Source organism: Paenibacillus sp. J31R98 (genome assembly GCF_056269245.1).
Genome location: NZ_JBWDNO010000002.1, coordinates 704,117 through 716,632, shown reverse-complemented (window position 1 = coordinate 716,632; position 12,516 = coordinate 704,117). Strand labels below are relative to the sequence as shown.

Annotated in this window: 15 protein-coding genes; all 15 read left to right on the top strand. The window is 50.2% G+C overall.

Going from position 1 to position 12,516, the window contains the following annotated elements:
- Window positions 1-28 precede the first annotated feature (28 nt).
- The 15 genes from AC0YNX_RS11895 to ahrC all read left to right on the top strand — a co-directional run bounded on the left by AC0YNX_RS11895 (window position 29) and on the right by ahrC (window position 12,475).
- Entirely contained in the window at window positions 29-757 is a 729-nt protein-coding gene (locus AC0YNX_RS11895) for a SpoIIIAH-like family protein (RefSeq protein WP_475815884.1), read from the top strand.
- Between the two features lie 209 nt (window positions 758-966).
- Window positions 967-1,458, top strand: a complete 492-nt coding sequence (gene accB, locus AC0YNX_RS11890; RefSeq protein WP_475815883.1) for an acetyl-CoA carboxylase biotin carboxyl carrier protein — start codon at window positions 967-969, stop codon at window positions 1,456-1,458.
- Between the two features lie 54 nt (window positions 1,459-1,512).
- Window positions 1,513-2,871, top strand: a complete 1,359-nt coding sequence (gene accC / locus AC0YNX_RS11885; protein ID WP_475815882.1) for an acetyl-CoA carboxylase biotin carboxylase subunit — start codon at window positions 1,513-1,515, stop codon at window positions 2,869-2,871.
- A gap of 141 nt (window positions 2,872-3,012) precedes the next feature.
- On the top strand, window positions 3,013-3,420 hold the full coding sequence (locus tag AC0YNX_RS11880; RefSeq protein WP_475815881.1) for an Asp23/Gls24 family envelope stress response protein: 408 nt from the start codon (window positions 3,013-3,015) through the stop codon (window positions 3,418-3,420).
- A gap of 103 nt (window positions 3,421-3,523) precedes the next feature.
- Window positions 3,524-4,087: an alkaline shock response membrane anchor protein AmaP gene (gene amaP / locus AC0YNX_RS11875; RefSeq protein WP_475815880.1), complete on the top strand. Its 564-nt coding sequence runs from the start codon at window positions 3,524-3,526 to the stop codon at window positions 4,085-4,087.
- Window positions 4,088-4,098: 11 nt separating this feature from the next.
- Window positions 4,099-4,329, top strand: coding sequence for a DUF2273 domain-containing protein (locus tag AC0YNX_RS11870; RefSeq protein ID WP_475815879.1), 231 nt, complete (start codon window positions 4,099-4,101; stop codon window positions 4,327-4,329).
- Window positions 4,330-4,424: 95 nt separating this feature from the next.
- Window positions 4,425-4,877, top strand: a complete 453-nt coding sequence (gene nusB, locus AC0YNX_RS11865) for a transcription antitermination factor NusB (RefSeq protein WP_475815878.1) — start codon at window positions 4,425-4,427, stop codon at window positions 4,875-4,877.
- A 138-nt stretch (window positions 4,878-5,015) separates the two neighbouring features.
- A complete protein-coding gene (gene folD / locus AC0YNX_RS11860) occupies window positions 5,016-5,876 on the top strand; it encodes a bifunctional methylenetetrahydrofolate dehydrogenase/methenyltetrahydrofolate cyclohydrolase FolD (protein WP_475815877.1) in 861 nt (286 codons plus the stop codon).
- Between the two features lie 10 nt (window positions 5,877-5,886).
- Complete coding sequence (gene xseA / locus AC0YNX_RS11855) at window positions 5,887-7,254, top strand: exodeoxyribonuclease VII large subunit (RefSeq protein ID WP_475815876.1); 1,368 nt, start codon at window positions 5,887-5,889, stop codon at window positions 7,252-7,254.
- A complete protein-coding gene (gene xseB / locus AC0YNX_RS11850) occupies window positions 7,244-7,501 on the top strand; it encodes an exodeoxyribonuclease VII small subunit (protein WP_475815875.1) in 258 nt (85 codons plus the stop codon). Before xseA ends, xseB begins: the two co-directional genes overlap by 11 nt.
- A gap of 12 nt (window positions 7,502-7,513) precedes the next feature.
- A complete protein-coding gene (locus AC0YNX_RS11845; protein WP_475815874.1) occupies window positions 7,514-8,425 on the top strand; it encodes a polyprenyl synthetase family protein in 912 nt (303 codons plus the stop codon).
- A 107-nt stretch (window positions 8,426-8,532) separates the two neighbouring features.
- On the top strand, window positions 8,533-10,431 hold the full coding sequence (dxs, locus tag AC0YNX_RS11840; RefSeq protein ID WP_475815873.1) for a 1-deoxy-D-xylulose-5-phosphate synthase: 1,899 nt from the start codon (window positions 8,533-8,535) through the stop codon (window positions 10,429-10,431).
- A gap of 15 nt (window positions 10,432-10,446) precedes the next feature.
- Window positions 10,447-11,280, top strand: a complete 834-nt coding sequence (locus AC0YNX_RS11835) for a TlyA family RNA methyltransferase (RefSeq protein ID WP_475815872.1) — start codon at window positions 10,447-10,449, stop codon at window positions 11,278-11,280.
- Between the two features lie 249 nt (window positions 11,281-11,529).
- Window positions 11,530-11,991 carry a hypothetical protein gene (locus AC0YNX_RS11830; protein WP_475815871.1) on the top strand — a complete coding sequence of 154 codons (462 nt, stop codon included), beginning with the start codon at window positions 11,530-11,532 and terminating at the stop codon, window positions 11,989-11,991.
- A 34-nt stretch (window positions 11,992-12,025) separates the two neighbouring features.
- Complete coding sequence (gene ahrC, locus AC0YNX_RS11825) at window positions 12,026-12,475, top strand: transcriptional regulator AhrC/ArgR (protein ID WP_475815870.1); 450 nt, start codon at window positions 12,026-12,028, stop codon at window positions 12,473-12,475.
- The last annotated feature ends 41 nt before the right edge of the window (window positions 12,476-12,516 follow it).

The following is a 12,516-nucleotide window of genomic DNA, read 5'->3' as shown; positions in this document are numbered from 1 at the left end:
GGTCAATGAAAAGGGAGGCTGTTCATTAATGAACAACAAAAGGCAAACGATTTGGCTTGTATCCATGCTGAGCTTAATGGTCATTTTGTCGGCTTATTATTTGTTCACCGAGGATGTAGGCACACCTAGCAACATGGTAACTGACGGCACGAAGCAAGAGCAGGGAGCGGCAACGAATGCAACGGAGGCTGCCGGTAAAACAAACGAAGACAACGGTATTACGGTATCCGAAGTGACAGGCAATAACGAAGCGAAAGCAAGCACAGACGCGGCAGCAGCTAACAATACGCAGGATGCGAAGGATAACGCAGCCTCGGCAGACCAGTCTGCAAACCAATCGGCAGACGATGCAGCGGCAGCAGCGGATCAAGAAACGCTCAAGCAGCTTGAGAAATCCGGTGCAGTCAGCGAGAGCGTGTTCAGCCAAATGCAAGAGAAGCGCGACCAGAAGTTCTATGACGAGTACAACAAGCTACTCGGCACAATCTCCGATACGAAGCAGGATGAGAAAGCCGCTGGCGCAGCGGTCGATCAGCTGAATCTGCTTGAAGACAAGAGCACGAAGGTCACTGGTCTTGAAGAAGAATTGACGAAGCAGTTCAGCAACGCAGCGGTCGTAACGGATGACAATGAGCACTACAAAGTTGTTGTTCAAAGCGACAAGCTTGAGAGAAGCCAAGCAGAAAGCATCCTCTCGATGGTTATTAATCAGCTAGGCGTATCGCCGGATCAAGTCACTATTCAATATGTGAAGTAACGGTCTAAGAGAGAGCCCCATTGCTAATGATATAAGCAATGGGGCTTTTTTCCATCAATGCTTGTATAAAAAATGGGTTCGTGTTCCGAGTGGTTTATGCTATAATGAGCTTTGGTATGTGCAGGTTTGGTAAATTACACCTTACCCGCTATTAGGGTTACTAAGAAGCATCTTCCCTGAAGATGCACTACATTTTTAGGAGTGAAACGATGTTTAAGCTGAGCGAGATTAAAGAATTGATCAAGCTGGTTGACGGTACTTCCGTACATGAACTAGAAATTGAAAACGATGGCGCACGCCTGATGATTCGTAAACCAGGCAAAACAGAAGTGGTGAATGTACAAGCCGCGTCAGTCGTTCCTACATATACGCAGGCTTATCAGCCACAGGTGAACGCACCAGCTCCTAGCGGGCAACAGAGCGCGCCAGCGCCAGCACAACCAGCAGCAGCGAATGAGAACTACCACCAAATCTTATCGCCGATGGTTGGAACGTTCTACAGCGCGTCTTCGCCAGATAAAGCGCCTTTCGTAAACGTGGGCGACCGCATTAACGAGAAGTCGATCGTATGTATTCTTGAAGCGATGAAGCTGATGAATGAGCTTGAAGCGGAAGTTCGCGGCGAGATCGTCGAGATACTTGTTGAGAATGGCCAGCTTATTGAATTCGGGCAGCCGTTGTTCCTTGTTAAGCCGGAGTAGCACTTGACGCGAAAAGGACACTAAGAACATAGCATGCACGAAAGGAGCTCACCCATGAAATTCAACAAAATTCTGATTGCAAATCGTGGCGAGATTGCCGTTCGCATCATTCGCGCTTGCCGCGAACTCGGCATTCAAACCGTTGCTGTGTACTCTGAAGCCGACCGTGAATCACTTCACGTGCGTCTGGCAGACGAAGCATATTGCATTGGTCCTGTCGCTTCCAAGGACAGCTACTTGAACTTGACGAACATTATGAGTGTCGCAACGTTAACGGATTGCGATGCGATCCACCCTGGCTACGGCTTCTTGGCGGAGAACGCGGATTTCGCAGAGATTTGCGAGTCCTGCAACGTGACCTTTATCGGTCCTTCCCCTGAGGCTATCAGCAAAATGGGTGATAAAGCGGTTGCCAAATTGACAATGAAGCAAGCCGATGTACCGATCATTCCTGGCTCCGATGGCCTCGTTGAGGATATGGACGATGCTGTTCGCGTCGCACGAGAAATCGGTTATCCGGTTATTATTAAAGCAACAGCAGGCGGAGGCGGCAAAGGCATCCGGATTGCAGAGGACGAAGAAACGCTTATTTCGCAAATTACGACGGCTCAGCAAGAAGCGCAGAAAGCTTTCGGCAACGCTGGCGTTTACCTTGAGAAATATTTGACGGGCATGAAGCACGTTGAAATTCAAATTATGGCTGATAAACATGGCAACGCCGTTCACTTGTTCGAGCGCGATTGCTCTGTGCAGCGCCGCCGTCAGAAGCTTGTTGAAGAAGCGCCTTGTCCGGTTCTAAGTCCAGCGCTTCGTGAGCGTATGGGCCAGGCAGCTGTACGTGCTGCACTTGCCGTTAACTATTCCGGTGCCGGAACGCTTGAGTTCCTGCTCGGACCAGACGGCAACTTCTACTTCATGGAGATGAACACTCGTATTCAAGTTGAGCACCCTGTAACGGAATTGATTACAGGCGTTGATTTGATTAAAGAGATGATCTCCGTAGCAGAAGGCAACGAGCTTTCCTTCAAGCAAGAGGATTTGAAGATTAATGGCTGGTCGATTGAATGCCGTATTAACGCGGAAGATTCGGAACGCGGCTTTATGCCTTCGCCGGGCACGATTCAGTTCTACCTGCCTCCGGGCGGTTTGGGCGTTCGTGTGGACAGCGGCGCATATCCGGGTTACACGATTTCCCCGTATTACGATTCAATGATCGCGAAGCTGATCGTCTGGGGAGCAACGCGTGAAGATGCTATTGCTCGGATGAAGCGGGCGCTGGGCGAATTTGCAATTGATGGCATCAAGACGACGATTCCGTTCCATATGAAGCTTCTCAATCATCCGAAATTCCTCAAAGGCAATTTCGATATCAAGTTCCTCGAGGATAACGACGTTAACAATCCCGTAGAATAATCGCGTTTTTTCGCGGTTATGACAATTGGACTGGTTTGTCATAATTCCTCCGGAATGCTATAGTATAGGAATAAGAAGCGGATAAGCTATCAAAGCCAATCTGGCGGATAAACGCAACTTTACGGGAGGTGTAGGATAACCATGAGTACGTTAGCAGCGGACTATGAGAAAACAGACATGGGCACTATTCAAATCGCACCCGAAGTGATTGAGATCATTGCTGGACTTGCGACAATTGAGGTTAGAGGCGTAGCAGGGATGAGCGGCGGATTCGCCGGCGGCATCGCTGAGCTTCTGGGCCGGAAAAACTTGTCCAAAGGTGTAAAGGTTGAAGTTGGGCAGCGTGAGGCAGCAGTCGATGTCTCCATCATTGTGGAATACGGTAATCGTATCCCTGAGATTGCGGCTAATATTCAAACGAATGTGAAGCGTTCTATCGAAATGATGACGGGACTCCATGTTGTCGAAGTGAATGTGCATATCCATGATGTTCATTTCAAAACAGTGGAGAAAGTAGAAGAAGATGAGAGTGCTACTCGAGTAAAGTAGAGAACCGCGATCGTAAATGAATGATGACATACCCCCTAGTGGTTGGGCTTGCCGCTCGGCGCTAGGGGGTTTTATCTAGTCCGCCCCAAGGAGGAATCTCGCGTTGATCAGAGTGCTGGACAAGTTACTATTGTTCTTATACAGCTTGGCAATCGGTGCGGTAGCTGTCATTGCGTTCAGCGCAGGCATGTACTGGTTTCCGGAAGAGTGGCTAAGCAATCTCGTACATAATTTATACAGCGGCGATTATGACTGGCTGCAGGCGACTGTGTTGATCGTTTCCGCTCTTGTATTCCTCATTAGCCTTCGTTTCTTCTATGTGTCGCTCAGACGGAGCAATGCATCGACACCTTCGATTGACCAGCGTACGGAATTTGGCGACATTCGAATTTCGCTTGAGACGGTCGAGAATCTGGCGTTGAAGGCGGCAAGCAGGCAGCGCGGCGTGAAAGAACTGAAAGCGCGGATTCGAATTAGCGATGCAGGCATCGAAGTGTCTCTGCGCGCAATTGCTGATGGTGAAAGCTCGATTCCGGTTCTTACGGAAGAGATACAGCGTGCCGTCAAATCCCATGTGGAAGAGATTACAGGAATTCCTGTAGCTGGCGTGTCTGTATTCGTAGCTAATATCATCCAAACCGCGAACTTTAAAAGTCGCGTAGAATAGAGGTGATACCGATGTGGAAGGAAGTCTGGACAACCTACGGGGGACGGATAACCGGTGTAACAACAGGTATCATTCTTGGTCTTCTTTATTTTATTGTAGGTTTTTGGGATATGCTTTTCTTCGCCTTTCTCCTTTGTATCGGCTACACCGTCGGCAAAATGAAAGACGAGCAACGTGGCCCTATCTTTCCTTGGCAGCGCCTTAGCGAGTGGCTTATGGAACGATGGAAGCCGTTTAAATAATACTATGATCTCCTCCGTACCCCGGACCCTGAGTGGCTTCGTTCGGGGCAGGGAGGAGATCATATTTTGACCATTGTGATGAATCAGGAGGCCCCATGAAACGTAGGTTAGCGCGGGAGATTGTGGTACAGAGCTTGTACCATATGGAAATGAACGAGGAAGCAACAGCAGCGTCCGCAGTGGACATGCTGGTGGATGAAGTAAAAGAAGAAAATGAGATCGAGGCGGACGCAGCGGACGTTCACCGCATCGATGAATACGTGCGCGAGATGGTACAAGGCGTGCTTGAGCGCAAATCAGCGATTGATGATATGCTGCAGCATTATTTGACGGGCTGGCAAGTCGATCGGTTGTCTCGTGTAGATCGCCAAATTCTACGCCTTGCCTGCTACGAGCTCGTGTTCCGGGATGATGTGCCGCCGAAAGCAGTCATCAACGAAGCCATTGAGCTCGCGAAGCATTTCGGTACGGACGAGTCCGGCAAGTTCGTCAACGGCGTTCTTGGCAGGTTGCTCCAAGCGCTTGATGAACTTAAGCCGAAGGCGTAGCGATTAGGCGTCTGACAAGCATCGTTGTTTACGTTACGTAGCCCCTTAGATCCCTTATTAAAGGATTTAAGGGGCTATAAGAAAATTTAGTCCCTTTTACTTATACCCTCATAACTTGAGTTCAGGAGTGATTACGAAATGACTGCACAGCGTATTGAAGGTAAAGCGATTTCGGACGCCATCCGAATTGAAATTGGAGAAGAAACCGCAAAGCTGTCTGCGCATGGCATTCAGCCAGGACTTGCTGTCGTGCTTGTCGGTGAAGATCCAGCGTCGAAGGTCTATGTAGGCAGCAAAGAGAAGGCATGCCAGCAGCTCGGCTTCTATTCGGAGGTTCATCGTCTGAGCGGCGACACATCCGAGGAAGAGTTACTGGCGCTTATTGATAAACTGAACAATCAGGCGACCATTCACGGCATTCTCGTCCAGCTGCCGCTGCCAAAGCACATTGATGAGAAAGCAGTCATTGATGCGATCAGCCCTGCGAAGGACGTAGACGGTTTCCATCCGGTTAGCGTAGGTAATCTTGTTATAGGTGATGACAGCTTGCTGCCATGTACGCCAGCTGGGGTTATCGAATTGATTAAGCGGACAATTGGTTCCATTGCTGGCAAGCATGCCGTCGTTATTGGACGCAGTAACATTGTCGGCAAGCCGGTTTCGATGCTGTTGCTTCGTGAGAACGCGACAGTGACGATCTGCCATTCGCGCACAGCGAATATGGAAGAGATCGCAAGAACAGCCGATATCTTGGTCGTTGCAATCGGCAAAGCCAATGCCATCGGCAGCAAATATGTGAAGCCAGGCGCGGTCGTTATCGACGTTGGCATTAACCGCCTTGAGACAGGCAAGCTCGCTGGCGACGTTGATTATGAAGATGTATTGGAAACAGCGGGTTATGTGACGCCGGTTCCTGGCGGCGTTGGACCGATGACGATTACGATGCTTATGCAGAATACGCTGAAAGCGGCGAAACAACAACACGCAATTCAGGAGTGAGGAGCGGGAGATGGCGGATCGCACGCGAATATTTTCGATAAAAGAAATTAACCGTTATATCGGAATGAAGCTGGAATCGGACGAGCTGCTCGGCGATGTGTGGATTCGCGGGGAAATCTCGAATTTCACGCATCATTCGAGCGGTCATATGTATTTCACGCTCAAGGACAAGGACAGCCGTCTGAAGTGCATCATGTTCTCCTCTTACAACCAACGGCTGCCTTTCATCCCGAAGGAAGGGGCGAAAGTAATTGCCCGCGGCAATATTTCGGTCTACGAGCGTGACGGCAATTATCAATTTTATTGCATTTCGATGCAGCCAGACGGTATCGGAAGTCTCTATTTGGCCTATGAACAGTTGAAGAAGAAGCTTCAGGACGAGGGCCTGTTTGACGGTGCGCGCAAGCGGCCGATTCCGAAATTTCCGAAGGCAATCGGCATTATTACGTCTCCAACCGGAGCAGCTGTCCGAGATATTATCATTACATTGCAGCGCCGTCACCCCTCTGTGCCGGTGCTGCTTTTTCCCGTTCTTGTGCAAGGGACAGGCGCGGCGCCTTCGATTGTAAAAGCGATCGAAACAATGAACCGTTTAGCCGAAGTCGACGTATTAATAATAGGCCGCGGCGGCGGCTCGCTTGAGGAGCTATGGGCCTTCAACGAGGAGTCGGTTGCGAGAAGCATTGCTGCTTCATTGATACCTGTCATATCTGCGGTGGGACATGAGACCGATTTTACGATAGCCGATTTCGTCGCTGACCTTAGAGCGGCAACCCCAACGGCTGCAGCGGAGCTTGCCGTTACGAGTGTGCATGAGCTGAAATCGAAGCTGGCTCAGACAGAGTCAAGACTTGTGAGCAGCCTGCGGATGACACTGAACAACCGGAAGGAACGGTTAACGCGACTGCGCAGAGCGCCATTATTCATTAATCCACGCAAGTATTTATTGCAGCATGCCGAGCGGCTTGACCGCGCACAGGAACGGCTGCAAATGAGGGTGCTTCGCCTTGCGGAGAGAAACATTGATAAATACAAGAGACTTAGCGGTGCGCTAGCCAGAGTGCATCCCGGTACGCAAGCCGCGCTTGCTGCGAAGCAACTGGAGCGCTTATCAGATCGGTTGCAGTCGACAATGGCTGCGGAATTGAAAGGAAAGCGGATGAACCTTCTAGCTTCAATCAGGCAGCTTGACGCGCTTAGCCCGCTTAAAGTAATGTCCAGAGGCTATAGCCTGGTCTATGATGATCAGGAGAAGCGGCTCATTAAATCGGTGAATGACGTGCAGCTCGGCGATCTGCTCAAAGTGAAGGTTGCAGACGGTCAGCTGGAATGCCAGGTATGGGGAATAAACGGGGAGGCGAAAGCAAATGGCGGCTAAAGATAAAGTAATTGAAGAGCAGGCGATTAGCTTCGAAGCGGCGATGGAACGTCTCGAGTCGATCGTTAGTAAACTGGAGAGCGGCGATGTTCCGCTTGAGACGGCAATCGAGTTGTTTCAGGAAGGCATGAAGCTGTCTCAGCTGTGCGGCTCCAAACTTGAGGATGTCGAGCGAAAGATTGAAGTGCTGATCGAAACGGAGAACGGCTTACATAAAAAACCGTTTGCTGCGGCGAACGAGGAATAGAGGGAACTAACAGTGAAGACTTCGGTTTCGATTGCTGACTACTTGAATCGCTCCGTCTTGGAAATCGAAGAGGCGCTGCATCATTCAATTCCGCAAGAATGGGATATTCCGCCGGCCCTACGGGAGTCGATGATGTATTCCTTGGAAGCAGGAGGCAAGCGACTGCGACCCATTCTCGTGCTGACAGCGGCTGAGGCGGTTCAAAGCGACAGCCTTGCCCACAGCCAAGCGATGCCGGTTGCTTGCGCGATCGAGATGATTCATACGTACTCGCTCATTCACGATGATTTGCCTGCAATGGATAACGATGACTATCGAAGAGGCAAATTGACCAATCATAAAGTATACGGCGAAGCGATGGCAATATTAGCCGGAGACGGGCTGCTTACACATGCTTTCTATGCGATAACCCGCACTGCGGCGCTCGGAACACCGCCAGAGATCGCGCTCGCCATTGTCTCTGATCTTGCCAGATTGGCAGGCGCTCCAGGTATGGTTGGCGGTCAGGCAGCGGATATCCTCGGTGAACAGGGCGTAACCTCGCTTGCTGAACTGGAGTATATCCATCTGCACAAGACGAGTGATTTGATTGTGTTCTCCGTGCTGGCAGGCGCAAGAATTGGAGGAGCAACGCAGCAGCAGCTGGAATCGCTCCAGCAGTTCGCTAGGAAGCTTGGTCTCGCTTTTCAAATCCAGGACGACATTCTGGATCTGATTGGGGACGAAGCGAAGCTCGGCAAGCCGGTGCAGAGCGATGTGCAGCAGCAGAAGGTGACGTATCCATTCTTGCTCGGCATGGAGAAGTCCGTGGCGCTTGTTGAGCGGTTGACGGAGGAATCCAAGCAAGCGCTGGTTGACGCGAAGCTTGCGAAGCCGGAATATTTAATGGCCATTGCAGATTATTTGATGAATCGCGATCATTAATTTGACAAACCTTAGGTCTTTCGGCGTGAACTATGATATAATTTAGCCACATTTGACGTTTAATGGACAACGGGGTCAATGATAACCCGTGAAAGCGAGGAAATATCGTGTTACTGGAACATATTCATGAGCCGGGTGACCTGAAATCCCTCTCCATAGCCCAGTTGGAACAGCTTGCAGCGGAGATCCGCGCGTTCCTCATTGAGAAGCTGTCGGAGACTGGAGGACATCTTGCGCCTAATTTGGGTGTCGTCGAGCTTACTATAGCGCTTCATTACTTATTTGACAGTCCTAAAGATAAGTTTCTTTTCGACGTGGGTCATCAATCTTACGTTCACAAAATTTTAACGGGCCGTAAAGATCAATTTGATACGCTCCGTCAATATAAAGGGTTATGCGGCTTCGTCAAACGCACGGAAAGCGTGCATGACGTATGGGAAGCCGGCCACAGCAGCACTTCCCTGTCCGCAGCGATGGGGATGGCACTTGCCCGTGATTTGAAGGGCGAGCGGAACAAAGTCGTTGCCATTATTGGCGATGGCGCTCTTACAGGCGGTATGGCGCTTGAAGCGCTTAACCATATCGGTCATGAGAAGAAGAATTTGATGGTTATTCTGAATGACAACGAGATGTCGATCGCACCGAACGTCGGGGCACTGCATCATTATTTGGGCAAAATCAGAACGGACCGCCATTATCAGAAGGCGAAGGAAGAGCTCAATCAGCTGCTTAACAAAATTCCGGCTATCGGCGGCAAGCTCGCTAAGACTGTTGAACGGTTGAAGGATAGCGTGAAGTATTTGCTCATGAACGGAGTTCTGTTTGAGCAATTCGGATTTACGTATTTCGGGCCTGTTGACGGCCACGATTTACATCAATTGATGGAAACGATCGAGCAAGCAAGCCGTGTGCAAGGTCCAGTGCTCGTTCATGTTATAACGGTCAAGGGCAAAGGCTATTCGCCGGCGGAAGCCGATTCGTTTAAATGGCATGGAATTTCCCCATATAAGATAGAATCCGGACAAGTGCTTAAAGCTGTTGGACCTCCAATGTACACAGATGTGTTCAGCGATGCCCTTATGGATCTGGCTGAACAAGATAAGCGTATTGTTGCAGTAACACCTGCAATGCCTGGCGGCTCTGGCTTGATCAAGTTCGCGGAGAAGTATCCGGAACGTATGATCGATGTCGGTATTGCGGAACAGCATGCGGCGACAATGTGCGCAGCGATGGCGATGGAAGGCATGAAGCCGATTTACGCAGTCTATTCGACCTTCCTGCAGCGTGCGTATGATCAAGTGGTGCATGACATTTGCCGTCAGAACACGAATGTTGTATTCGCGATTGACCGCGCGGGCTTCGTTGGTCCGGATGGCGAGACGCATCAAGGTGTATATGATATTGCCTTCCTGCGTCACATTCCGAATATGGCGCTTATGATGCCGAAGGATGAGAATGAGCTTCGCCGGATGATGAAGACGGCGATTGACTATAATGATGGACCAATTGGTATCCGTTATCCGCGGATTAATGGTCTCGGCGTAACGATCGACAAAGAGATGAAACCGATTCCGATCGGATCTTGGGAAGTTGTTCGCGAAGGCGATTCCGCTGTTATCGCTGCTATCGGCCCGATGCTTCAAGTTGCGGAGGAAGCAGCTGAGCTGCTAAAGCGCGAAGGGTTGCAGGTTCGCGTCGTGAATGCGCGATTCATTAAGCCGATGGATGAAGCGATGCTGCTGCAAATTGCGGAAGAAGGGCTGCATATGCTCGTGCTTGAGGAAGGCTCCGAACTTGGCGGCCTTGGCAGCGCGGTTCTGGAGTTCTACTCGCTCCATGGCAAGCATGGCGTTCCGGTTCGCATTATGGGTGTGCCGGATATTTTCGTGGAACACGGTTCCATTAAAGAACAGCGCCAGGAAATCGGATTGACGGCTGAGCATGTTGCAACGGAGCTGAAAGCATTGCTGCCACGTGTCCGCAAGCGCGTTCCGGGCCAGGTATAAGAGCAGGAGAAACCGATGACAATTGCAAAAGAAAGAATTGATGTCTTACTCGTTGAACAAGGCTTCTACGAGAGCCGCGTCAAGGCGAAAGCTGCGCTTATGGCGGGACTTGTGCTTGTTGACGGCGAACGGCTCGAGAAGAGCGGTATGAAGGTGCCGCGCACAGCGAATATCATTGTGAAAGGCGCCGTACATCCTTATGTCAGTCGCGGCGGCTTGAAGCTGGAGAAAGCGATACGACAGTTTGAGCTAAACCTGGATGGAGCAGTCATGATTGATATCGGCGCATCTACAGGCGGGTTCACCGACTGCGCACTGCAGAACGGCGCATCGTACGTCTATGCGGTTGACGTAGGCTACAATCAGCTTGACTGGTCGCTTCGTCAGGATGAGCGGGTTAATGTCATGGAGCGTACGAATTTCCGCTATACGGTGCCGGATGATTTGACTGGGCCGCAGCCGACATTCGCAACCATTGATGTATCGTTTATTTCATTGAAGTTGATTTTGCCGACTTTAGGCACACTCATTGAGCGTGGAGCGGGCGTTGTTGCTCTGATCAAGCCTCAGTTCGAAGCTGGACGAGAGAAGGTCGGCAAGTCGGGTGTCGTTCGTGAGCCAAGTGTCCACCGTGAAGTGCTGCAACAGGTTCTGACGATGGCAGCAGGGGAAGGATTCGCTTTGCAGCATTTAACGTTCTCGCCCATTACCGGCGGCGAAGGCAATATTGAATTCCTTGCCCACTGGCTGTGGGAACCAGGCAGCAGTACAGCTCCTCCGAGCGAGGAAGCGATCTCTGCACTTGTGAAAGAAGCAGCCGGTACGTTCGCACAGGATTCCAAACAATAAGGAAGGTCTTTCATTTTGGCAGCTGCTGAAGTGAAAGGCTTTCTTTGTTTTTTACGAAATTTTTGCATAATCCCTCTTTGCAGATCGACAATTATTTGATACACTAAGAACGAAATCGAACAAGTGTTTGGTAACAGGTGTTCGGTAACGTATGTTCGGTATTGCCGATCCTGCGAAGATGGAGAGGAAATCAGCACTTCAGCGCGAAATGAATAGTGTAACTCTTTCACGCTGGGGGGGAACATTGGAATGGGAAACTACGGGGACTGGCTTGTCATGTTAATTGCAGGCGCGTTAATCATCTTCTGGCTTTATCGCAGCTTTTACCGTTGGTTGCATGAACCGCCAGGCATGAACACCAAGCTGCTTCTAAGCGAGGCAGAGGATGTTCGGGATGATGACGTAAATGTGCAGTTTCTGGAGAAATCCGGATACGAGGTCACACATGGCAAATATCGTGTGCCAATCACAATTGATCTTGACGGCACGATGCTGCAGAGCAGGCTGTTCATCGATTTAATTGCGGAGAAAGATGGCAAACATTATATTGTGAAGACAGCGCGCGAACGGATGCCAATTGATTGGACAGGCAGCGGGGTAAGAGATAGGCTGCTCGTTTATGCGTTGCTACTGCCAGAATGTGAAGGCGTTTTGTTCGTTGATCACAAAGAGCTCACAATCCGTAAAATCACCTTCCGATTCGGAACCTAGCTGTTAATCTTGAACCAACTTTAGGAGGCTATACATGAAGAGCGTTCGGCAAATGAAAATACGTGAACTAATTACAAGCCAAATCATTGAAACACAGGACGAGCTGGTCGAAACGCTAAGGACGTCGGGTCTTGCGGTAACGCAAGCGACTGTATCACGCGATATTAAAGAGATGCAGCTAATCAAAGTGCCGATCGAGGATGGCCGATATAAATATTCGCTCCCGCAAGAAACACGGAGCAATTCCATCCACAAGCTGAAGCGTACGCTGTCCGATCATTTCTTACATATTGATTTTACGGACAACCTTGTTGTCATGAAGTGTTTGCCGGGAACCGCGAATGCGATCGGCGCGATGATCGACAATATGGAATGGTCTGAAGTGATGGGGACGATCTGCGGAGATGATACGATCCTGTTGATCTGCAGAACGAAGCAGCTGAGCGAAGAAGTAGTGGACAGGCTGCTCGGATTAATGAATTGACCTTGATGCTTCGCCCAAGGTAAGAACAACGTTGGAGGAGG